Annotated in this window: 20 protein-coding genes, 1 tRNA gene and 1 other annotated feature; of the genes, 5 read left to right on the top strand and 16 right to left on the bottom strand. The window is 41.8% G+C overall.

Annotated elements, in window-relative coordinates:
- Positions 1-94: 94 nt before the first annotated feature.
- A complete protein-coding gene (locus VF06_RS03455; protein ID WP_099067388.1) occupies positions 95-727 on the top strand; it encodes an AAA family ATPase in 633 nt (210 codons plus the stop codon).
- Positions 727-1,332 carry a hypothetical protein gene (locus VF06_RS03450; RefSeq protein ID WP_099067387.1) on the top strand — a complete coding sequence of 202 codons (606 nt, stop codon included), beginning with the start codon at positions 727-729 and terminating at the stop codon, positions 1,330-1,332. The genes VF06_RS03455 and VF06_RS03450 overlap by 1 nt, the downstream gene beginning before the upstream one ends.
- A 320-nt stretch (positions 1,333-1,652) precedes the next feature.
- Here VF06_RS03450 and VF06_RS03445 read toward each other — a convergent pair whose 3' ends face one another.
- Complete coding sequence (locus tag VF06_RS03445) at positions 1,653-3,251, bottom strand: Hsp70 family protein (protein WP_099067386.1); 1,599 nt, start codon at positions 3,249-3,251, stop codon at positions 1,653-1,655.
- Between the two features lie 712 nt (positions 3,252-3,963).
- Here VF06_RS03445 and VF06_RS03435 point away from each other — a divergent pair.
- From VF06_RS03435 to VF06_RS03425, 3 genes are all read left to right on the top strand, one after another.
- Positions 3,964-6,051 carry a serine/threonine-protein kinase gene (locus tag VF06_RS03435; RefSeq protein ID WP_099069703.1) on the top strand — a complete coding sequence of 696 codons (2,088 nt, stop codon included), beginning with the start codon at positions 3,964-3,966 and terminating at the stop codon, positions 6,049-6,051.
- A 462-nt stretch (positions 6,052-6,513) separates the two neighbouring features.
- Positions 6,514-7,767 (top strand): O-antigen ligase family protein, encoded by a 1,254-nt coding sequence (locus tag VF06_RS03430; protein WP_180267571.1) that lies wholly within the window; start codon positions 6,514-6,516, stop codon positions 7,765-7,767.
- A 54-nt stretch (positions 7,768-7,821) separates the two neighbouring features.
- Positions 7,822-9,036, top strand: coding sequence for a glycosyltransferase (locus VF06_RS03425; protein WP_099069701.1), 1,215 nt, complete (start codon positions 7,822-7,824; stop codon positions 9,034-9,036).
- A 487-nt stretch (positions 9,037-9,523) separates the two neighbouring features.
- Here VF06_RS03425 and VF06_RS03415 read toward each other — a convergent pair whose 3' ends face one another.
- From VF06_RS03415 to rplS, 15 genes are all read right to left on the bottom strand, one after another.
- A complete protein-coding gene (locus VF06_RS03415) occupies positions 9,524-12,223 on the bottom strand; it encodes a chloride channel protein (RefSeq protein ID WP_099069699.1) in 2,700 nt (899 codons plus the stop codon).
- Positions 12,174-12,335 (bottom strand): hypothetical protein, encoded by a 162-nt coding sequence (locus VF06_RS40235; protein WP_180267570.1) that lies wholly within the window; start codon positions 12,333-12,335, stop codon positions 12,174-12,176. The genes VF06_RS03415 and VF06_RS40235 overlap by 50 nt, the downstream gene beginning before the upstream one ends.
- 73 nt (positions 12,336-12,408) lie before the next feature.
- On the bottom strand, positions 12,409-13,722 hold the full coding sequence (locus tag VF06_RS03410; RefSeq protein ID WP_099069698.1) for a TldD/PmbA family protein: 1,314 nt from the start codon (positions 13,720-13,722) through the stop codon (positions 12,409-12,411).
- A 155-nt stretch (positions 13,723-13,877) separates the two neighbouring features.
- Positions 13,878-14,012 (bottom strand): hypothetical protein, encoded by a 135-nt coding sequence (locus VF06_RS42340; RefSeq protein WP_257207673.1) that lies wholly within the window; start codon positions 14,010-14,012, stop codon positions 13,878-13,880.
- A gap of 89 nt (positions 14,013-14,101) precedes the next feature.
- Complete coding sequence (locus VF06_RS03400; protein WP_099069696.1) at positions 14,102-14,962, bottom strand: Tab2/Atab2 family RNA-binding protein; 861 nt, start codon at positions 14,960-14,962, stop codon at positions 14,102-14,104.
- Between the two features lie 614 nt (positions 14,963-15,576).
- Positions 15,577-16,224, bottom strand: a complete 648-nt coding sequence (locus VF06_RS03395; protein WP_099069695.1) for an HAD-IA family hydrolase — start codon at positions 16,222-16,224, stop codon at positions 15,577-15,579.
- A gap of 147 nt (positions 16,225-16,371) precedes the next feature.
- Positions 16,372-17,565, bottom strand: coding sequence for an NAD(P)/FAD-dependent oxidoreductase (locus VF06_RS03390; RefSeq protein ID WP_099069694.1), 1,194 nt, complete (start codon positions 17,563-17,565; stop codon positions 16,372-16,374).
- 219 nt (positions 17,566-17,784) lie between these two features.
- Entirely contained in the window at positions 17,785-18,174 is a 390-nt protein-coding gene (rplL, locus tag VF06_RS03385; RefSeq protein ID WP_099069693.1) for a 50S ribosomal protein L7/L12, read from the bottom strand.
- Positions 18,175-18,288: 114 nt separating this feature from the next.
- The gene (gene rplJ, locus VF06_RS03380) at positions 18,289-18,840 is read right to left on the bottom strand and encodes a 50S ribosomal protein L10 (RefSeq protein WP_099069692.1); all 552 of its coding nucleotides are present in this window, start codon (positions 18,838-18,840) and stop codon (positions 18,289-18,291) included.
- A 62-nt stretch (positions 18,841-18,902) separates the two neighbouring features.
- Positions 18,903-19,070: a sequence feature (ribosomal protein L10 leader region), on the bottom strand.
- 105 nt (positions 19,071-19,175) lie between these two features.
- Positions 19,176-19,892 carry a 50S ribosomal protein L1 gene (rplA, locus tag VF06_RS03375; protein ID WP_099069691.1) on the bottom strand — a complete coding sequence of 239 codons (717 nt, stop codon included), beginning with the start codon at positions 19,890-19,892 and terminating at the stop codon, positions 19,176-19,178.
- Between the two features lie 124 nt (positions 19,893-20,016).
- On the bottom strand, positions 20,017-20,442 hold the full coding sequence (gene rplK / locus VF06_RS03370) for a 50S ribosomal protein L11 (protein WP_073640554.1): 426 nt from the start codon (positions 20,440-20,442) through the stop codon (positions 20,017-20,019).
- 4 nt (positions 20,443-20,446) lie between these two features.
- The gene (nusG, locus tag VF06_RS03365; RefSeq protein ID WP_099069690.1) at positions 20,447-21,088 is read right to left on the bottom strand and encodes a transcription termination/antitermination protein NusG; all 642 of its coding nucleotides are present in this window, start codon (positions 21,086-21,088) and stop codon (positions 20,447-20,449) included.
- Complete coding sequence (gene secE / locus VF06_RS03360; protein WP_069071556.1) at positions 21,088-21,309, bottom strand: preprotein translocase subunit SecE; 222 nt, start codon at positions 21,307-21,309, stop codon at positions 21,088-21,090. The genes nusG and secE overlap by 1 nt, the downstream gene beginning before the upstream one ends.
- A gap of 298 nt (positions 21,310-21,607) precedes the next feature.
- A tRNA-Trp gene (locus VF06_RS03355) sits at positions 21,608-21,680 on the bottom strand.
- Positions 21,681-21,834: 154 nt separating this feature from the next.
- Positions 21,835-22,197, bottom strand: a complete 363-nt coding sequence (rplS, locus tag VF06_RS03350) for a 50S ribosomal protein L19 (protein ID WP_099069689.1) — start codon at positions 22,195-22,197, stop codon at positions 21,835-21,837.
- Between the last annotated feature and the right edge of the window lie 160 nt (positions 22,198-22,357).

Genomic DNA, 22,357 nt, shown 5'->3' with positions numbered 1-22,357 from the left:
CTAAAGAGAACAAGGACAAAAATCACTCCTAACTCTTAACTCCTAACTCTTAACTCCTAACTCTTAACTCAACACTCAGCATCGGAAGCAAGCAGTGTCAAAAATCATCGCTATTCTCAACGGTAAAGGAGGAGTCGGTAAAACGACTACCGCAATCAACTTAGCTGCAAACTTCGCGAAGAAAAAAAAGGTGTTGCTGATTGATGCAGATATTCAAGGTTCTGCCAGTTGGTGGTTCGGGCGTAGTCAGCAAGGAATGGGATTTGATTTATCTCAAGAAACAGATCCAACACTTTTAGGTGATTTGGGAAAAATAAAAGGTTACGATTTAGTAGTGGTGGATACGCCTCCCGCGCTGCGCTCTGAAGCATTAGTAGCGGTAGTTGCGATCGCAGATTATCTAGTTTTGCCTACACCCCCGTCTGCAATGGATTTAGCTGTCCTCGTGGAAACAGTCAAGGAAGCCGTTATCCCCCTGGGAACCCCCCATCGGGTATTGCTCACTAAAGTCGATACGCGCAGCATCGGGGAAGCACTAGAAGCAAAAAAAACTCTGACACGGCTAGGTATTCCTGCTTTTAATACCTTGATTCGCACTTACAAAGCTCACGAACGAGCCGCGCTTGAAGGTGTAGCGATTACTCAATGGCGAGGAGGAAATGCACGGGAAGCGGAGTTAGACTATCGCCGCGCAGCTGATGAATTACAGCGTGATTGGAGGAAATAATGGCTAAAAAACAAAGTTTATCAGATTTACTACAACAAGAAGCACAAAAATTTACATCTCCAGAAGATGAATCTGTGATTGAAGTTTCCGCTCAAGAAATAGCCCCGGAAGAGGCTACAACTGATGAAGAATCTTCACCACCAATACCCGAACCAACTACTACTAGGCGCACAAATCCTACAAAAGCTGATTTAGAAGCAACTGTCAAAGAATTGACAAACAATCTCGAAAAAAGTCATCAAAAGGAAGCTGCTCTAGAACAAGAAATAGTAGATTTGAAATCAAAACTATCACAACAAAAAACATTAGTCTCGGAACAAAAAATTTTAGCAGAACAGCTAACAAAAGAACTTGACGAAACCAAAAAAACAGCACTACAACTTGCAGAAGCAAATTCCAAACTGATAGAAGAAATTAATGCTTTCAAACAAGCAGCAGAAACTAAATCTCAAGTTGTTGCTAAACAAACTAGTGCTATCAAACCAGTAAAGGAAAACTACAATCCACTAAATTATAAAAAATCACATCGTTCATCTGAAAAACTAGCAGAACGACAAACATCAACAAATGATGATTTTGCAGAAAATACTTGGCTTTATGACTAGCACTGCTAGAACTACAGTCAGTTCAAAAATCAAGAACTTTATAAAGTAAGCTCAAAAAACAACAAAAAAATACTTCATACTAAGTTGCACTTAAAAATAGTAACTTGGGTGGCAAGTGGGGAGATGGATAGATGGGGAATAGAAATGATGAAATTACGTTTGGTAAATACAAATTAGTATAATATCATGTCCGCATAATTAGTGATAATTCCCACAGCCATTGCACCCCAAAGAGCCAAAGCTACGCTTTGTCTCCCCTCCCCGCCTGCGGGGAGGGGTTTTTATTTTACTTAACACCAAAGGTATTGAAGTATAATTTCTTAACTCAACTGTGCTACGAGTTGATTTTCTAAAAGCGTGTCATTGGTTAACAAGTCCTCAACGGTGATTCGCAAAAAGCGTTGTTCATCAACTTGAAAGAAGATTTTAATACGATCGCTCCCTGGAAATCCGCTTGGTGTGAGTTGGGCTATTGTTCTAGCGCCTTCTTTGTCATTGAGGGGTTTGACGCTGATTTCACTACTTTCAAGACGACGAGTAATTAAGCGATCGCCATCAAAATAAACTTCAGTATTACCTGTGTCTGCTCCCAATTCTCCCATAATTAATTCAATGCTTGGCTGATTCTCCACAGAAGCCCCTAAAACTAATTCTACTGGCTGACTCATGGGATATGGCTGTCCAGCTTTAATTATGGGATGCCAATGGTGGCGTTGATTGCGGCGATCCCAGTAGCGAATACCATAGCTATGGTAGAGAAAGTCTTTGATTTCAATGCCTTGGGCAATTTGTAACGCACCTTGGGCAATGGCTTCAAAGGGACGTTCGCAACGAATTTTTTCTGGCTCAAAATATTGTTTAATCCATGTCTGCACTACTGGCAATTGTACAGTTCCACCAACTAATAAAACTGCATTAATATCTGCAATTTCTATTCCTTGGCGTCTTGCTTGTTGCAACAGCGTCGTCATGGATTCATCTAATAACTCAAAAAATGCGTGTTCTTTGAGGACATTTTCAAAAGTTTCGCGGTTTAATTCCAATTCATAACTTTCAAATGTTTCATCATCAAAATAAACTTCACTGGCTTGATTTTGAGTTGATAACTGAATTTTCACTTTTTCCGCCAATCTTGTTGTCAAAGGACTAACCGCCAGTCCTTGATTTTTGGCAAAGTAATCTACTAACCAATTATCAATATCAGTACCGCCTAAATTCTGTCCAGCTTTCGCCAATACACGGGCTGTTTTGACTTTTTGTTTAGAATCTTCAGCTAAAGATTTATTACCCCATTTCAGCAGAAATCCCACCGGTTTTGTAGTTGCTTGCACGCTTCGATCCAACCGCACAAGGGACAAATCCAAAGTACCGCCACCAAAGTCAATTACCAAGATAATTTCTCGATCTGCCAAGCCATAACCCAAAGCGGCGGCTGTGGGTTCATCCAGCATTCGCACTTGTTCGACTTTTAAAGACTGGCAAACTTTTCCTAACCAATGACGGTAGGCTTCAAAACTATCTACTGGTACTGTTAACACCAGAGAATCTAAGCCACCTTCTAGGGGTGCTAGTTCTGCAATTACTTGAGTGAGAAACCATTGCCCAACCTGCTCAAAAGTGACAATTTGTCCATCTAACTCAGGTAAAAAACCTTGAATATTTGCACCAATACCGCGCTTGAAGCTGCGGAAAAATCTAGTTTCGCCCTTGAGATCGAGACCGCGATCGCGTACTTGTTGACCCACTAAGATTTTACTTGCTGCTGCGTCTTCAATATAAACTAAACTCGGAATCAGCGGTGGATTGAGACTTTGTTTAATTGATAAACCAGGTAAATTCAAGGTTTCTGGCTGTTGGGTTACAGAATTCCAACGAGCAATGACTGTGTTGCTAGTGCCAAAATCGATTGCGATCGCCATACTTTAGTTGGGAAATTAGGAGTTGGGAAGTTAGAAGTTAGGAGTTAGGAGTTAGAAGTTGGGAGTTGGGAGTTTAATGGCTGTTGAAGAAATGATAAAACAGCAAACTAAATTTTTGATTCAGTAGTTAACAACATACACTATTGAGTCTTACTCTAAACTGATTGCATCTAAATTCTAAATTCTGACTCCTGAATTCTGACTCCTGAATTCTGACTCCTGAATTCTGACTCCTGAATTCTGACTCCTGAATTCTGACTCCTGAATTCTGACTCCTGAATTCTGACTCCTGAATTCTGACTCCTGAATTCTGACTCCTGAATTCTGAATTCTGACTCCTGAATTCTGAATTCTGATTTCAATTTAAACCACCAGAGTTAATTCCAAGTTGGTAGGTATATACTGACCTCCAAATTGAAATTACAGCTTTTCGGATTTTTGTCGAGATATTTTTGTGTAACTCAGGCGATGGTGTCTGACTCTTAAACGGAGAATACATACATGTATAGATATGTGGAATTAATGCCAATCAATTGCTGAAAAGGCATAGTGCGATCGCAACTTTTTTCAAGCTATGTAAATTGTGGAATACCTGATGAGGTAAGGAAATTAGCGATTTGTATGGTGTTTCAGTAAGATTAACTAACAAGAGAGATTATACTGCATGACTTAAAATGAATATATACCCCCAACATGGAAATGGATTCCCAGTATGCTTTGTTGTGTGAATCCCGACTGCCAAAAACCCCTAAATCCTGATGAAAACAAGTATTGCCACAATTGTCGAGCGGAACTGATACCCCTACTGGGAGGTCGCTATCGTCCGACTCAAGTATTATCAGATGAGGGCGGGTTTGGCAGAACCTATCTAGCGGAAGATGTCCACAAGCTGAATGAATGCTGCGTTGTCAAACAATTTGCACCAAAACTTCAAGGAACCGGCCCCTTAACAAAAGCTATTGAATTATTTAAACAAGAAGCCAGCCGACTTCAACAATTGGCTGAACATCCACAAATTCCTACTTTATTGGCTTATTTTGAGCAGAATGGCTATTTATTTTTAGTACAGCAATTTATTAATGGACAGAATTTGCTCAAAGAATGGGAAAAGCGCGGAAACTATCACGAAATAGAGATTCAAGAACTGTTGCTAGATTTATTGCCGGTGCTGAAATTTATTCACGCACTAGGAGTGATTCATCGAGATATCAAGCCACAAAATATTATTCGCCGCCAAATTGATGGGCGATTAGTTTTAATTGATTTTGGAGCTTCTAAGCAACTAACAGCAAGAGTACAGACTAAAATTGGCACTGTCATAGGCTCCCACGGTTACACAGCACTGGAACAAATGCAAGATGGTAAAGCTTACCCAGCCAGTGATTTATTCAGTTTGGGAGCAACTTGTTTTCATCTACTAACTGGAGTCCGCCCATCTCAATTGTGGATGCAACAGGGTTATGGTTGGACTACATCCTGGCGACAATATTTGAATCCTTCAGGTAGAGACGCAATTCCTTTATCTGCGGAGTTGGCTGAAGTTTTGGACAAGCTTTTACAACCCGACATTCAAAAACGCTATCAATCAGCTGATGAAGTTCTCGCGGACTTAACATCCTCAGTACAAGTACCCCCTACTATACTCACAGCAACATTTAAAAGTACTTCCGCAAATACAGCCCCAATTTCACCAAAACCAAATAACAAAGCAAATACCACCCCTCCACCAAAACTAAATAACAAACTCAAAACTCCCCTGCTGTTAGGTACTGGCGTTTTGGTTTTAGGACTAGGGGGAGTTTGGTATTTCCAAAGTCGTCCCAGTGAAATCAACCAGCTTTCTGAACCAATTTCTCAGCCTGTTAGTTCCCCAGTAAAAAACATCTTGGAAGTCCCTTATTTAGCCAAATCTCTCAAAGGACATTCCAGCGATGTGAATTCCGTAGCCTTTAGTCCTGATGGTAAAACCCTTGGTAGTGCTAGTGATGACAAAACAATCAAGCTATGGAATCTCGCAAGTAAAGAAGAAATTCGCTCCCTTGAAGGCCATTCTAATTGGATTTGGACTGTAGCCTTTAGTCCCGATAGCAAAACCCTCGCCAGTGGAAGCGCGGACACGAAAATTAAACTGTGGAATGTGGAAACAGGTAACTTAATTCGCACTCTCGAAGGACATACCGATGGAGTTACCTCGGTGAATTTTAGCCCCAATGGTAAAATCCTCGCCAGTGGAAGTGCTAGTAAAGATACGAAAATCAAACTGTGGAATTTAGACACAGGAAAGTTAATCCGCACTCTCGAAGGACATACCAATGGCGTTCAGTCTGTGGTTTTCAGTCCTGATGGTAAAACCCTCGCCAGTGGTAGTTGGGATAAAACAATTAAGCTGTGGAATTTAGAAACTGGAAAATTAATCCGCACCTTAAATGGACATAGCGGCTCCGTTCTTTCCGTTGCTTTTGCTCCTGATGGCAAAACTCTAGCTAGTGGTAGTAATGACAAAACAATTAAATTGTGGAATTTACAAACGGGAAAGTTAATTTACACATTAAAGGGACATAATGATAAGATTAACTCCATTGCTTTTTTGCCAAAAACAGCTTTCAATAATATCACCCTTATCAGTGGCAGCAGTGATAGGACTATCAAACTTTGGAATCCAGTTACAGGAGAAAAAATCCGCACTTTAGAAACCGGTTCTGGATATATTTATGCTGTTGCTATCAGCCCAGATGGACAGACTATTGCTGGTGGTGGAAGTGGTGAAAATATTTTAAAAATTTGGCAGACAGTTCAATAAAAGCCGATCGTAAAAAATTAATTGTCGTCCTGATATCCGTGGAGGACTATATTGTGATAATATCCTCCAAGGAATTAAACAAGGGATTAAAATTTTCAAGTTGCAACAATATTAAAATCTACGCTCAATACTAATCTGTGTCCTGAAATTTCAGTTCAATCTAGGGGGATGAGGAGATAGGAACGTGGAGAGGAATAATTATGCAATTTCAATGTGCATTAGCTGATATAGAGATTCCCAGTTAAGTGAGGTACAGATAATATTTGGAAACGCATTTGTCGTTAGGCGTTCCCGCAAGGTAGGGACACAAAGTAATACCGATTCAAAAAATGTTTGCGACAGACACCCCACCCTTACTAAGGCGAGGGTTGGTGAGAGGTCTTGTCTATGTGTCACATTCTTTTTTCAAATTGGTATAATGTAAAATTTTTGTTGTCAAAAAAATCGCCAAATTTAGAATTTATGATTAATATATTTTTCCTATTGATACTGTTTTCTTCGCTGTTAGGGCGAATTAAATTTCCGGGACTCAATATTGGAATTCATTATTTATTACTGCCTGCTTTGAGTTTTGGTATAATTAGCTGCTCTTGGAAAGAAACAAGAGAAGTTGTCAAAAGTAATAAGACTATTTTGATATCTTTGGGGTTACTATATATCTGGATGTGGGTTTCTTCCTTAACTAGTGAATTTCCTCGTACTGCTATTACTTACAGCGCTAAATATTCAAGCTATTTTATATTATTTTTTGCTTTTTTAGTTTTAACGTTTAGAAAGATGAAAAATTCATCCTTAACGTTTTATTATCGTTGTATATTGTATTTGCTACAAATAATTGGAATTTTGGGTTTTTTAGAGGCTTTAGTTCCAAATCACTGGATTTTTGAGCTATTAAAGTTTCCTAGCTTTTATCCTCAAATTGGTTCAATAATGCAAAACCCCAATCAATTTGGGGTGATAATGGGTATTGGTTTATGTTTGAGTTTAACTTTAGAAAGACAAAAGAAAATTTCTACAATTGAGTTATATATTAGTGAATTTATTTTTTTAATTTCCCTTGCTTTGTCTGCTAGCAGAAACGCTTGGCTAATTTTTATTTTTGGTTTAATAATTTTATTAACATATAAAATTATTGATTTCAAAAAGATGATTGTTATTTTAAGTTTATGGCTTTTGTGTATTGTGACTATACCAGTATCTACATATAGAATCGGTTTAGGAGATAGTAAGATATTTCCATTAATTAATTTATTTTCCAGAAGTCCGAGTGATATTGTACTTCCTAGTCCTGTGGGAACAGCTTTGTCAAGATTTGCCCTTTGGAAAGCAGCGATTATTGAAACTATTAAAAGACCACTTACTGGTATAGGTGTAGGAGTTTTTGCAGAACATATAGGAACCAAAGTTTTTGGCCCTAAAGGTTTTCACGCACACAATATATTTTTAAATGTGCTAGTAGAAGAAGGAATTCCGGGATTACTTATTTTTGTTAACTTTTTAGTGATAATTGCATCGAAAGTTAAACAAGCTAATCCTGTGGCGATCGCTCCAATTATGATGTTTTTAGCATCTCAATTACCAGATTTTTTTGCCGAAGATTATACCTTTACAACTATTGAATTTTATTTTCTAGCAGCAGCCATCAATTCGAGGAAAATTGTGTCATCAAATTCCCAAATGCAATCGCTGACTCCACTACTTAATTCTGAAATTTAATAATTTTGTCATCTTAGCTAACAGGTTAAATTAGTTGCAATGCTGAACACAAAAATGAGAAAAAAATATCATTTCCACTTAATATTTCCCAATATATTTGGTTTTAAGGGTGGTATTCAAGTTTATTCAATATTTTTGCTGAAAGCATTACAAGATTTATATCCAGAAGCTAATTATGATGTATTTCTCAAATACGATAAACACAATTTAAAACAAGAGCGAAATTTACAATTTTTAGATGTAACTAAATTTCATTATTTTGGACATTTACCAAGATTATTTCAAACTCTTTTACTTGCCATCAAAATAATCATTTTGGGTATTTGGCAACGTCCTACCATAGTTATCTCAACCCATGTCAACTATGCCACCGCTTGTTATGTTCTCAAACTGATAACAGGAATTCCATATTGGGTAGTTGCTCACGGCTTAGAAGTATGGGAAATTGATAACAAAATTACAAAATTAGCTTTAAAAAAAGCAGACAGAATTATTAGCGTTAGTAACTACACTCGCCAGCGCTTGCTTGCAGAAACAGATATTGATTCTCAAAAAATAGTAGTTTTGCCAAATACATTTGATGCTAAACAATTTCAAATCAAACCAAAACCTACTGACTTGCTAAAACGCTACAATTTAAAAGATAACCAGCCTGTAATTCTCACCGTCACCCGCCTGGGACGCATGGCAAAATATAAAGGCTATGACCAAATTATTCATGCATTAGTGAAAGTGCGATCGCAAATTCCAGATGTCCGCTTTATTCTTGTAGGTAAAGGAGATGACTTACCTAGAATTAAAGCTTTAGTTAACAGCTTAAACCTAGAAGATTCCATTACCATTGCTGGATTTGTTCCAGATGAAGAATTGCGCGCTCATTACAATCTCTGCGATGTTTTTGCTATGCCTAGTAAAGGAGAAGGATTTGGTATTGTTTATCTCGAAGCCTTAGCTTGTGGCAAACCCGTATTGGCTGGTAATCAAGATGGTTCTGTAGACCCATTAGCCCAAGGTAAATTGGGATGTTTAGTTGACCCTGATAATATAGAAGAAATTGCTGACAAGCTCATTCAAATCTTGCAAGGTAATTACTCTAATTCAGTGGTTTATCAGCCAGAATATCTGCGACAAAAAACTCTTGAAGCTTATGAATTTAGCCAGTTTCGTACCAGATTAGCCAACTTATTTGGTTTAGTAGAAAATAAGGTCGGGGTAACAGTCCAGAAGGCAGAAGGCAGAAGGCAGAAGGCAGAAGACACCCACACTTAAAAACATGGATTGAAACAAGGAGTGCCACTTACTATTAACTTAGATTGGTGAAAATTTCAGAAAATAATTATGTAGAACGATTTGAAAAAACCAAACTATGTAAATGAATGTAAAAAGCTCGGCATTTAGTTCGTAGTAAGGACTTTAGTCCTCTAATAAGGACTAAAGTCCTTACTACAAACCTTTAATTATTTACACCGTTCTACTTGTGTAGTTTGAAAAATGCAAGATTCAGTGTTTGTTATATTTCTGGTTTTTGGCTTTATTTGGGTTTTGATGGGAGTTGTAGGCTGGATTGCGTTTTTAAAATCTGAGGGTGAAGAAATTAAGTTTGGCAAGTGGGGACTTGTAGTTGCTATCCCAATCTTAATACCAATAATTTTTACTCTGATTATTGGTGTCTTCTATCACTAATTCAAGCAATTGAATACGGTAACTATGTAAATCAAAACAAACTAGGCTCAAACCCTGATTAGCCTATTGCCATTTAACTACTAATTGCACTTCTGACGAGAATTACTGTACTTTCTACACCAGAGGCGATCGCTTCTGGAATATTACCTTGAATTGCCTGCTGCAACAATCCCTCGCGGGAAGCTCCCAAAACTACGACATCATAACCTTCAGTTTTCACTAATTTAATCACACCTTCGGCAACTGAATTAGCTTGTACTGGTACACCAACAACAGTACTAGATAATTTGCGGCGGCGCATTAACTCACGTATGGCATTTTCTAAAACTGCCATGTTTGGCTGCAACTGGGATGGTTTAAACACCTGTGTCAGACGAATTTTTGGGTTATTCCCCAAGGTGACTAAAGCCGGGAGTAATTTAATCGCTACTCGTGAATTCGGGCCGCCAGCCATCGGAACTAACCAACTGTTAAAGGAGTGGGGAGAGGAAGGAGACGCGGAGAGTGGGGGACGCGGTGACGCGGAGAGTGTTTGTGATAAATTCCTGTTGTCTTTGCGTCTGTTTGTCACAGCGTCTTGGTGAGTTTTGCCTAACTTGACTAAAACTACTTCGCAAGTGGCTTGGCGAATTATTGTGTCTACAACGTTGCCAAAAATCCGTCCTGGAGTAGATGTGTTACCTTTCCACCCCATTAATAGTAGGTCAATGTGTTGTTCGTTAATTGCCTCTAAAATTGCCTGGGCGACATCGTGGGTAACTCGAATTTGTGTGTGCAGGGGAATTCGCCACTTTTTCGCTAAGACTTCTGCTTTACGGAGGAGACGACGACTTTTTGCTGTTCTGACTTGTGTTTCTGATGGAGAACTGTGGCGCGATACTAATATTACTTGTATGCACTCTATTTCATAATGGCGATCGCGGGCAATGGCTGTTGCCATTTGCAACAATATAGCTGCTGTTTCCGGGTTAGCTATCGGTACTAATAATCTACCTCTACCAATGCTGGGCGATCGCGTTTGATAAACTACATAAGAAGGTTCTGGACGCAGTTTCGGTTTTCTGTCATCACCATTGAGATGATCTGCTTCCGCCCGAATGATATCTGCACGGGTAATAATCCCAATCAGTTTTCGTCCATCCACCACTGGTAAGCGACTGATTTGATAGCGATCGAGTAAATACAAAACATTGCTCAAGCTGTGGATTGGTGTTACTGTCATTGGGACAGGCGTCATAATTTCTTTTAAAGAAATATCGTTGGCTAAATTGCGTTCGCGAATTTTCAGCAAATCTGTTTGCGTGACAATTCCTACTAATTTATTAGCTTCTACTACGGGAAAACCCCGATGATGGGAACGGCTAAAAGCTTGCATGACTTCTTCTAAGCTCATCTCTGCGTCCAGAGTTTCCACCCGTTCTTGCATCACATCTTTGGCAGTTAACTTAGTTAATGCTCCCTCCACAGCAATTTCTTGACTGAGAGTAATACCTTTCAATTCCAAAAGTTTCTCATAAAGGGAACCAGGTATCACCTTATCTGCAACCAAGTAAGCTGCTACACAAACAATCATCAAAGGTAGTACCAGATTGAAATCTGTAGTCATCTCAAACACAATCACAATTGCTGTGATTGGCACCTTGGAGACAGCACTAAAAAATCCACCCATACCCGCCAGAGCATAAGTAGTGGGGGAACCTCCTCCCGTGATGTAGAACTCAAACACTCCAATGATGTGTCCCAAACAAGAACCCAAAATCAGACTAGGAGCGAATAAACCCCCTGGCGCTCCCGAACCAAATGCTACCAGTGTGAGGATGAATTGTGCCCCAAAAGCGATCGCTGCTACCGAGGGATGGGCTACTCCAGTCATGACATATTCTCTTAAACCAGTATTATCCCGGAAAGAAGCTGGTAGCATTGCCACCACAACACCAGAGATAAATCCAGCCAAAGCCACCCGCAGCGGTAAACTAATATGCAATCGTTGATAACATTTAATACTAAATATAATTCCCCGATTAAATAATGCACCGAATAAACCCGCCAAAATACCCAACACCAGGAAAAAAGGAATTTCAGGGATAGAAAATTGACTAGTAGATTCCACCAATTGCAGGTTCAAATCGAAACTGCCACCACCTAAAAGCCGGGATATCACCCCACCAATAAAGGAAGCGATAATGGCAGTTCCCAGAGTCAGCCCCGACAAATCGTGGAGTAACTCTTCCACGATAAATAAAACACCAGCAATGGGGGCATTGAAAGCAGCCGCCAAACCCGCCCCCGCCCCCGCTGCAATCATTTGCCGCCGATGATCTGGAGAAGTGGGAACCCACCGACTCATCCCTGCTGCCAAACCCGCCCCCACTTGCACAGTGGGGCCTTGGCGTCCCAGAGTCATACCCGAACCGATGGTAACGATGGCACTGAGTAACTTTACACCAGCCACACGCCAAGATAACCTAATGGGTACATTAGCCAGACTGGCTTTAACTTGGGGGATACCGCTACCAGAAGCCTCTGGTGCCAACCTTTCCACCAAAGTACCAGCCACAAACCCCAGCACAAGACCAACTATCGGCAGTGCCAGCCATACAGGTAACAGTCTAGTACTTTGGACTCGCCACGTCCCCAGCCATCCCGAACCCACTTTCAGCAACACCGCAGATAAAGCCGCAACCAAACCGATAACACAAGCTTCAGCGATCGCCAAACCTCTTCTAGGCTGCCACCAAGTGCGAAAGCGCTGATTGAGGATAGGATGAGACATAATTTTTAGGGGTTAGGGCATGGGGCATTGGGCATTGGGCATGGGGCATGGGATATGGGGTATGGGGGAGATGGGGCACAAGGGTAGGGCAGAATAATAACTCCTCGGTCATCAGTTAACAGTCATCAGTCAACGGTCATCAGTCAACACTCCCAATGCCCAATGCCCAATGCCCCATGCCCCATTTAATTACTTCTCCCAGTGGTAGATAATCCTTCCACTATGAGAGATGGAGTATAACAAGAACCATTCCAATCAGCATCGTTGCCGAGTGTCACTGATTGCTTGAGAGCTGCGTAGACATTACCTGCCACCATAGTATCCTTAACGCGTCCAATTACATGACCATTTTGGACGCGGTAGCCTAAATCAACGTTGATGGAAAAATCTCCAGAAATACTGCCGCCATTACCCAACATTTGATCCACGATTAAGCCATCATCCAACTGTTCAATCAACTCTTGTAGCGATAACGATCCTGGTTGGATGAGAAAATTAAATAAACCAGGGGTGGGATAGCTGCCTAAACTAGGGCGAAAACCATTTCCAGTGGTGTGAGTATTTAATTGCTGACCGGTGGTGCGATCGCCATAGAAATTCTCTAAAGTTCCGTTTTGGATAAATACTAAAAATTGAGTCGGAGTGCCTTCATCATCAAAAGGGCAACTGTAAGGGCCGGCTTGGGGATCTTGGTAGACGGTGAGGCTTGGTGCTATGACTAGGTTACCCAAGCGTTCTGCCCAAGGTGAAGCTGCTTCTAAAACTCGCTTACCATTCAAAGCTGCTTGCACAGTACCCCAAAGCATATCGGCGGCTTTAGAAGTAAACAAAACTGGGACGCGGCGATTGGGAGATGAAACATTTTCTTTTGCCCAAATTAATCGCTGTAAAATTTGGTTAGCCAATTTGTCTGGATGAAGTTCTCCGCGCTGGGTTTGACCATCAGAAACACTTAAAAAATCATCACCCCGCACCCATTCCGCCGAAATGTAGCAACTGAGGGTGGTGTCAGTGTAGTGGCAATCTAAACCTTTAGTATTGACTAGCCTGGTGGTTTCAACATCACATTCCCAATCACCATTGCAGACAACATCCGGATAGACATCGCGGATAAGGGCGATCGCTTCCTTGCCCCAATCCACCATAACCTCTATTGGCACACTTTCCCCTAAATCTGGGTAAGATGGCTGAAAATTAGATCCTAACTCCACTGCTTCCGGCTGATTTAGTTGGCTCAAAGCCAAAGCTTTTTCCACCATCACTTGGGCTGGGACAGAACCGTAAGCCACCGTTAGTCCTGGACGCCCATTTCGCCAAAGCCGCAGCGCTGTACCTTCAGATTGGCTGGTTTCTAGCTGCTTGAGTCGGTTTGCCTCAAAAAAAACTGGACGAGAAAGAGAGTGTGATTGATACACCTCAGCTGCTTCCGCACCAGATTTGATCGCTAGTTCCAGCAGTTCTTCTGCTAGTGTATCTTTTGACAAATTTTCAGAACCCATGACCCTTAGTGAATTGTGGATTTTGAACCGCATATCAACGCCAACAGACGCAGATAATTATCCAAAAAATCATCAGCCCCTTTTTGCAATTGCAATTTTCAACCACAGATCGACGCTGATAGACGCAGATAATTATCCCAAATCATTGTCATGTCTCAACGTTTCTTATGCGATCGCAATTTTTGGGCATTGGGCATTGGGCATTGGGCATTGGGCATTGGGTATGGGGAGATGAGGAGGATGAGGGAGATGGTCTGAGGGGCAGAAGAGAATAATAATTCCTTAGTCAACAGTCATCACTCAACACTCTCAATGCGCTATGCCCTATGCCCTATGCCCCTTGCCCCTTGCCCCATTCCCCATTCCCCATTCCCCATTTTCAAAGACTAACCTCTTGCAACAGCCAAAAACCAGCAAATGATTCCGCTTGGGGATTGGACTGTACTCCCAGAAAATGTACTCCATTCGCTTTTTGCTTGGCTTCTTCAAAACCTTTGGCTTCTGCTAAGGTTTGAGGCTTTTTGATGTTTGCCACAATCCAGCTTTCACTCACACCAGTTTCTAAAAGCAATCTTGTCTCTTGATTGGTGTCAACTCTCAAAAAAGCCAACTCTAAACCAGACATCCAACCCGCCAACGGTAAGGCTCTAGGTGAGAAAAATAAAACACCAGGAATACGAGTTTCAGGTGATACTTGTGCCAACTCTAGCGGGAAAGCTTCTCCAAAGCTAATTTCCCACTCTGACATTTCTGCCAAATCCTCCGCAGCTAAGCTCACAAATACCCACTGCTGTCCTTCCAAAGCATCTGGTAAACGTTGCGGCAAAGGTTTCTCTAACCGGACAGAGGGATTAGTACCTCCTTGATACCCTGGTTCTTGAGGATACACGTCCTGCATCCGCTGTTGTAACCATTGGTTGAGAATTAAAGTACGGCGGCTTGGCTGGGCGGGAATTCCCAAATCTTGGCAAGCTTTCGTAATCATATTGTTCATTTGGCGGCGGAAAAAGCGAATTTTAATTGGCGCTTTTCCAGCTTGGTTAATAGCTTCTTGCAATGCAGTCCGCAACCAGCCCGAATTTACCTGGCTACTGGGGCAATATTGAGCATAGCGAAACAAAGAATCTGCTTGTTTATTGACATCCAAAGGACTTTCACAGACTAAGACTTCCCAAACTTTTTTTTGATTGTCGTCCAAAATCGGACGAGAGTAAAAATCGATTTCCCAAATATTGCCCATGTTTGACTGTAAAAACCTGGTTGTTATGTTTTGCTGATATCTCGATCATACGAGTGTTAGGTCAGCATGGGGAATAAGGGAGTAGGGAGTGGGAGGCAGGGGAGGCAGGGCAATACGGTTCGGATAAGCACTATGAACTTCCGTTGTGGTCTGGGAAAAGGTTAAGGGGTAAGGGGATTTGGATGTATTTGAAACCTTTCCCCAAACCGTATTGGGAGGCAGGGGGAGCAAAAATGTTTATCTCAAGCCTATTTTTGAATATCTGGCTTTATCGCTGAATATCTGAAGTTCGCCTTTTTATCCAACAGAAATCGCTGTATTCCTTAAGAGTTTCCTTGCCTAAATAAATAACTTATTTTGCACGATCGCTTATCTGGTTTGGATACTGAAATTAGGAGTTGCAAAGTCCATAGATTTAATAGAACTTACGCAAAAACTCTCTGAAACTCTTATTTCTTTGTGTCCTACCCTGCGGGAAGCTACTGACGCTCCTTCTCTGCGAGACGCTGCGCGAACGTCGCTACCGCTTCGCTAATGTGTCTATGCGTCCTTTGCAGTTTGTTTTTTCATGATTTCCCGTAAGTCCTGTTTAATTTTCCTTGGCCGCATCTCAATCATTTCCTACGGTTAATCCAAACAGCTCTCAAACCAGCGGCTTTGGCTCCATAATAGTCATCGACGATGCTATCGCCAACATGCCATGCGCCTTCTGGAGGACATTTATGTTTCTTTAAAGCAATAGCAAAAATTTCCGGATCGGGTTTAGCTGCACGCACCTGGGTAGAAATAGTTATAGAACTAAAAAACTCTCTCAATCCCAAACTTTGCAATACAGAATAAATTCGAGAGTCAAAATTAGACAAAACTCCTAAACTAATTCCCAACTGTCGCCAATTAATTAAAGCTGGTAGGACATCAGGATAGACAAACCAAGGTTCGCCAGTTCCAAAGTGAATGTAAAGTTCGCTAAAAAAAGCCGAAAAGTCAGAAAATTGCTTGAGAACTCCTGCACTTTCAAAAGTATTCAAGGCAATTATCTTCCACCAATCAAATTCACGCTGGGGAATATCTTGCAATTCTGCATCTGGAAATATGGGCGGTGGCGAAGCTTTAAAACTTTGGATAAAGGTTTTATTTAATGTTTCAGGGGAAACCGTAACGCCGAATTCCTCAGCTATTTGACTATAAACTTCACCCACACTGCCTTTAACATCAAACAGTGTGCCCACAGCATCTAAAAAAATAACTTTCGGTTGTTCCATAATGGGGACTGGGGAATGGGGCATTGGGCATCATGATGAGGGGGATGAGGGAGACAAGGCAGACAAGGCAGACAAGGGAGAAAGAATTGCTACCTTGTCCCCCTTGTCCTCTTCTCATGCCCAATACCCTATGCCCTATGCCCAATGTTACTTAGAAAGTGTCTCTATAATAGGACGCACTAACCAATTAAAACCCACTTTAAGCTGATGGTCTAAAGTTGGCAACCTATATAAATAAGCAAGACGACGACCGATGTATGCCAAAGACCCATCTAGTTTGATTCCTAAGCCAGCGAGGGTAGCGTTGTCTTTCCCCAATGTCATCATTTCCCCTAAGTTTTGATAGTGGAAGGGAAGTAAAGGACGATTAGTAAGAGAAGCCCACACATTCCAAGCAACGTAATCAGCTTGTTGGAAAGCTGCTTGGGCGGTGGCGGGTACTTGTTGTCCTTCTGCGTCGTGACAGTCTGCTAAATCTCCCAAGGCAAAGATTTCTGGATGCTCAAAGACTTGTAGGTTAGATGTGGTGGTGATTTGACCGCGCTGATTTTGCTTGAGGGGAAGGGATTTCACCACTGGTGCAACTCGAACTCCCACTGTCCAAATTACTAATTCGACGGGAATTGTGTCTACTTGATTTTTATATTCTAGGGAGATGGTATCTTGCTCGATGGATTCGACTTTGGTTTCTAAATCGAGAAACACGCCACGTGCATCTAAAGCTTTTTTGGCTGCTTCACGGTTAAATTCTGGGGAAGTTCGCAAGATTTGGTCGGCAATTTCAATGATGCGAAAGCGTCCTCTCTCGCCTAGTCTGTCGGCTAACTTACAAGCTAACTCTACACCACTGTAACCAGCCCCGACGATCGCCACTCGAATTTTATCAGCATCGGATTCTTCTAAAAATCGCAGTCGTTCTTCTAAACGATAGGCGTCGGAAATTGTGCGGAATGTGTAGGCGTAGGCTGCTGCACCAGGTACTAAATCTAGTGGTGTTTCTCCTCCTAGTGCCAGCACTAATCGTTCGTAGGAGATTTGTGGCCCTTCGTGTAAGTTTACCCGCCGCTGGTCGATGTCAATTCCAGATACCACTCCTTGATAAAAACGTACCCCTGTACCTTGTAAAAGTTCTTCAAATGGTGGGGCAATTTCCCAGGTTTGCAGTTCGCCAGTGAGTAATTCGTAGAGTAAGGGGGAAAATAGAAAGCGATCGCTTTGATCTACCAAAACTATTTCGGGTTTTTGTGTAGATTCCCAAGGTAACTGGCTTAAACGCAAGGCTGTGTAGAGACCACCGAAGCCTCCACCAAGGATGCAGATTCTAGAAGTTTGTTGAGTCATCGATTCTATGGGACGGTCAATACTAGCAGGGCAACTAACTTAAGTGTAATGATTTCTTTAGTGCGATCGCCATCAGCCAATAGTCAACAATCAACAGTCAACAGTCAACAATATCAATGAAATATTTTGTTACTTGTCAGTTCCTAATTTGACCGGCACCAAAAAAAGAAGCCTGAATTATTCAAGCTTCTCGATAAAAAAGTAGTAATTTAATCGGAACTACTTAATTGTTACTTGACCACCAGCTTCTTCAATCCGCTTCTTAGCGTCTTCAGCAGCATCCTTAGCAATACCTTCCTTAACTGGTTTGGGTGCAGCTTCCACCAAGTCTTTAGCTTCTTTGAGTCCTAGACCGGTCAATTCGCGGACAATCTTCAGTACGGCAATCTTCTTATCAGCTGGAACTGATTCAAGAATCACGTCAAACTCGGTTTTTTCTTCTGCTACTTCAGCAACAGCAGCAGCAGGGCCAGGGCCAGCAATGGCCACGCCAACAGGTGCAGCAGCACTCACACCAAAAGCTTCTTCAATTTGCTTAACTAATTCAGCAGCTTCGAGTAAAGTTAAGCCTTTGAGTTTTTCCAAAATTTCATCGGTTGCAGTTGACATTGATATAACTCCTGTAATTTCTGATTATTTATTTGGTCATTGGTCATTAGTCATTAGTCATTAGTTGTTGACTGTTGAGTTTTGACTATTGACCTATCGATACATCTGTGAAATCTATTCGGCAGCAGTTTCGCTACTACCGTCTTTTTCTGCATCGGCTACAGCCTGCAAAGCACGAGCCAGCGAACCTGGAACTTCGTTGATACCCACAGCAATCTTGGTCGCCAAGGAATTGATTGCACCAGCAATTTGTCCCATGAGTTGTTCCTTAGATGGTAAGTCACCTAAAGCCTTGACATCATTTTCTTTGAGTAGGCGACCTTCCATCACGCCGCCGCGAAGTTCTGTCTTCTTGGTGGCTTTTTGGAAGTCTTGGTAAGCCTTAATTGCAGATGAAAAATCATCTTTGACTAGCAAAAAAGCTGAAGAACCTTTGAGCAGTTCTGACAATGGTTGCCATTTTTCCTGATCTTGAATGGCAATGCCCATCAGGGTATTTTTAGTTACCTTGCAAACAGCACCGCTGGGACGCAGCCGCCGCCGTAAGTCAGTAATTTCAGCAACGGTCAGCCCCTGATATTCAATTACCAGTGCCAAACTTGACTGGCTCAAAGTTTCTTTGAGGTCAGCTACGATTTCTTTTTTGTTTTCTAGCGTTCTACCCATTCCTATCTCACCTCCTCAAAACAATCAGCCGTTTCCCTACTTTTGTGTTTTTTCTTAACTAAATCGAAAACAACAAACCCCAGCTAACATAGCCGGGGTTGATTAGTAAAACTTCTGAGGCCATACTTCTGGCACCTTTATCGGTGGGAATTCTGGCAATTAGAGTTTTCACCTCGGCAGGATATTAAGCTATTAGCACCTGCTGTCTCCGGCTTTGACTATTTAATTTTGGATTTTGGATTTTGAATTTCAGATAAGAAGTTGAAAATCTTTAAAATTTTCAGTCTCTTGTGATGAGCCTCCAATCTAAAATCTAAAATTTAAAATCTAAAATTCTATGCTGCTTCGCTTAGTTTCAAATCTCGTAGGGCGCTGATATCAACTTTAATTGCTGGCCCCATAGTAGCAGATACATAAAACGTCCGCCAATAGCGACCTTTAGCACCTGAAGGACGGTTGCGGTCAATTGTTTCTTGCAACGCCTTGAGGTTGACTAACAAATCTTCAGGCGAGAAGGATGCCTTACCAAACATAACATGGACAATGCCAGTGCGATCGGCACGAAATTCTAATTTACCAGCTTTGAATTCAGCGATCGCACTTGCAATGTCAAATGTCACCGTTCCACCCTTGGGTGATGGCATCAAACCACGAGGCCCAAGCAATTTACCTAACTTCGCTACCTGTGGCATAACATCGGGTGTGGCAATCAGCTTGTCAAAGTCCATCATGCCTTTTTGAATATCGTCAATTAGTTCTTCCGAACCTGCGATATCAGCACCAGCGTTTGTTGCTTCTGTTACTTTTTCACCTCTAGCAATCACCGCCACTCGCACAATTTGTCCTGTACCTTTGGGCAGTGCTACCGTTGTCCGCAACTGTTGGTCTGTATATTTGGGGTCAATTCCTAGCCGGATATGCGCTTCTGCGGCTTCGGAAAATTTTGCTGTTGCTGTTTCTTTTAACAGGGCTAGAGCATCTAGGGGTTGATAATCCCTATCTTCTACTTTCGCTTGTAGCGCCTGCAAACGACGCGATACTTTCTTTGTCATTTTTCTCTCCTGGGGTAATTCCGAAGCCTTGCCTCTCCCCCGATACAATTTTGGATTTTAGATTTTGGATTTTAGATTTTGTCTTTTGTTTTTGGTCTTTAGTTTATTAACTAATGACCAATGACTAATCCGTTACCGTTACACCCATATTTTTAGCGGTTCCTTCCACAATCTTCATCGCCGCTTCGATGTCGTTGGCGTTGAGGTCAGGAAGTTTGGTTTGGGCTATTTCTTGCAATTGCGCTCTGGTGATTTTACCAACTTTCTTTTTGTTGGGTTCGTTAGAGCCTCTTTCTATCTTCGCCGCCTTGCGAATCAATACTGACGCTGGTGGCGTTTTGAGTACAAATGTAAAACTCCGGTCTTCAAAAACCGAAATTTCTACGGGTATCACCATTCCAGCTTGGTCTGCTGTTTTGGCGTTGTACTCTTTGCAGAACATCATGATGTTGACGCCATGTTGACCCAAGGCGGGGCCCACTGGCGGTGCTGGGTTGGCTTTTCCAGCATTTAAGGCCAGTTTAATGACCGCCACTACTTTCTTCGCCATTTATTTAGCTCTGTTTCTCTACCTGATTAAATTCCAATTCTACTGGTGTATCTCTACCAAATATCGAGAGTAAGGCTTTAAGCTTACTCCGCTCTGGAGAGACTTCAATCACCTCGCCTTCAAAGTCCTTGAATGGGCCAGAAAGCACAATTATCTTATCACCAGTAGCCATGTCGATTTTAACGACCGGCTCTTGTTCGCTCGTCTGTTTGAAGATGCGTTCTACTTCTGAAGCACTCAGTGGTATGGGGTTTACGTGTCCGCGACCCTTACTACTGCCACGTTTTTGTTCTGAACCAACAAAATTAATCACGTGGGAGGTGTTTCGTACCACCTGCCAAGTATCATCATCCATTTTCATCCGCACCAGCACATAGCCTGGAAAAACTTTCTCTTCTGTATGCTGGCGACTACCATCTTTGCGGATTTTAACCGCTGGTGTGTGGGGAATTTCCACCTGGATAATTTTATCAGCGACATCAAATGTTTGAATGCGCTGCTCTAAGTTAGTCTTTACACGCTTTTCACAGCCTGAGGCGACTTGTACAGCATACCAACGTGCTTCTTTTGACGCTGTTTCTGCTGTTTCACTTGTTTCCTCTGACTGCAACGTTGAGTCGCGTGGTTCCTCTGTTGCAAAACTCATTAGAACACCTGTTTTGCTGCCCAAGCAAACAATCCATCGACCAAGTATATCAAAGATGCCGAGAGCGCCACCATTAACAATACGGCGGCGGATTCGCTCACTATCTGTTTGCGACTAGGCCAAACTACTTTTTCAAGTTCTTCTTTGGTTCCTTGTATGAAGTTGCCGAAGCTAAACCCGTTTGTGGTTTCTGGCAATTCTGCTTCATTTTTTTTGGCCACGACCGTTTATCCCCCGTTTGTTACTCAATTTTGGATTTTGGATTTACCCAATTGAGGGCAAGGACGCTCAACTTGACATTTTAGTTTGTCCGTCTATTTAAATATTTAGATTTCTTCTCAATCCAAAATCTAAAATTTAAAATCTAAAATTCAGTCGTCCTGGTTTGCAACTTCGACTTTATTTTACTTACCGAAAACAAAACAACTGCAAATGCAATAGCTATGCCCGAAACTATTAACACTAACTGCTATTTTAGCAGTTTGCGTAATTATTTCGGGCTTTGTTTTTGCTCTTGAGCGCGCCCTGGAGGACTTGAACCCCCGACATCAGGTTTTGGAGACCTGCGTTCTACCAACTGAACTAAGAGCGCACAAGCTGTTTTGGATTCAGCTATCGCGTTGAATTAAATTTTATTTTAACACAACACGAGATTTTAATCATAGCAGAATTTTATTGATAAAACAAGCTAGCGGCAAATGCCGCTTGAGCCTTGAGATTTCTCCCATACTTTATCATCAGGATAACTACAAAGGACGGTCGAAGCGTTGCTTGATCCGAGTTGCTTTGCCGACGCGATCGCGCAGATAATACAATTTGGCACGGCGTACTTTACCGCGACGTAAGACTTTGACGCTCTCAATCCTGGGAGAATGCAACAGAAAGACTCTCTCAACACCCACACCTTGAAAAACTTTACGCACTGTAATAGTTTCGTTGATACCACCGTTGCGCTTGGCAATCACCACTCCTTCGTAAGGCTGTACGCGGTATTTATCGCCTTCTTTGATTTTTACTCCTACTTTTACTGTATCGCCCACATATATATCGGGCAGATTTGATTTTAGGTGTTCCGCTTCAATGGAGCGGATAATCTCTTGAGCATTCATAGTCTTTCTGTTTGCTGAAAAAAAACTCACAATCGTCAATTATAAATCGATAATCCTAAGCTGTCACGCATTTAAAGGGGAAAGGGGAAAGGGGAAAGGGGAAAGGGGAAAGGGGAAAGGTTTTAAATCCCTTACCCTTTCCTAAGCCCGAAAGAAGCGC

This window comes from Nostoc linckia z4 (genome assembly GCF_002608075.1).
GTDB lineage: Bacteria > Cyanobacteriota > Cyanobacteriia > Cyanobacteriales > Nostocaceae > Nostoc > Nostoc linckia.
This window is presented reverse-complemented; position numbering and strand designations above follow the sequence as displayed.

Bases quoted from the DNA above. Each gene is read 5' to 3' on its own strand.
- VF06_RS03450 (WP_099067387.1), top strand. From the start codon at position 727: ATGGCTAAAAAACAAAGTTTATCAGATTTACTACAACAAGAAGCACAA.
- VF06_RS03445 (WP_099067386.1), bottom strand. From the start codon at position 3,251: ATGGCGATCGCAATCGATTTTGGCACTAGCAACACAGTCATTGCTCGT.
- VF06_RS03435 (WP_099069703.1), top strand. From the start codon at position 3,964: ATGCTTTGTTGTGTGAATCCCGACTGCCAAAAACCCCTAAATCCTGAT.
- VF06_RS03430 (WP_180267571.1), top strand. From the start codon at position 6,514: ATGATTAATATATTTTTCCTATTGATACTGTTTTCTTCGCTGTTAGGG.
- VF06_RS03425 (WP_099069701.1), top strand. From the start codon at position 7,822: ATGAGAAAAAAATATCATTTCCACTTAATATTTCCCAATATATTTGGT.
- VF06_RS03415 (WP_099069699.1), bottom strand. From the start codon at position 12,223: ATGTCTCATCCTATCCTCAATCAGCGCTTTCGCACTTGGTGGCAGCCT.
- VF06_RS40235 (WP_180267570.1), bottom strand. From the start codon at position 12,335: ATGACCGAGGAGTTATTATTCTGCCCTACCCTTGTGCCCCATCTCCCC.
- VF06_RS03410 (WP_099069698.1), bottom strand. From the start codon at position 13,722: ATGGGTTCTGAAAATTTGTCAAAAGATACACTAGCAGAAGAACTGCTG.
- VF06_RS03400 (WP_099069696.1), bottom strand. From the start codon at position 14,962: ATGGGCAATATTTGGGAAATCGATTTTTACTCTCGTCCGATTTTGGAC.
- VF06_RS03395 (WP_099069695.1), bottom strand. From the start codon at position 16,224: ATGGAACAACCGAAAGTTATTTTTTTAGATGCTGTGGGCACACTGTTT.
- VF06_RS03390 (WP_099069694.1), bottom strand. From the start codon at position 17,565: ATGACTCAACAAACTTCTAGAATCTGCATCCTTGGTGGAGGCTTCGGT.
- rplL (WP_099069693.1), bottom strand. From the start codon at position 18,174: ATGTCAACTGCAACCGATGAAATTTTGGAAAAACTCAAAGGCTTAACT.
- rplJ (WP_099069692.1), bottom strand. From the start codon at position 18,840: ATGGGTAGAACGCTAGAAAACAAAAAAGAAATCGTAGCTGACCTCAAA.
- rplA (WP_099069691.1), bottom strand. From the start codon at position 19,892: ATGACAAAGAAAGTATCGCGTCGTTTGCAGGCGCTACAAGCGAAAGTA.
- rplK (WP_073640554.1), bottom strand. From the start codon at position 20,442: ATGGCGAAGAAAGTAGTGGCGGTCATTAAACTGGCCTTAAATGCTGGA.
- nusG (WP_099069690.1), bottom strand. From the start codon at position 21,088: ATGAGTTTTGCAACAGAGGAACCACGCGACTCAACGTTGCAGTCAGAG.
- rplS (WP_099069689.1), bottom strand. From the start codon at position 22,197: ATGAATGCTCAAGAGATTATCCGCTCCATTGAAGCGGAACACCTAAAA.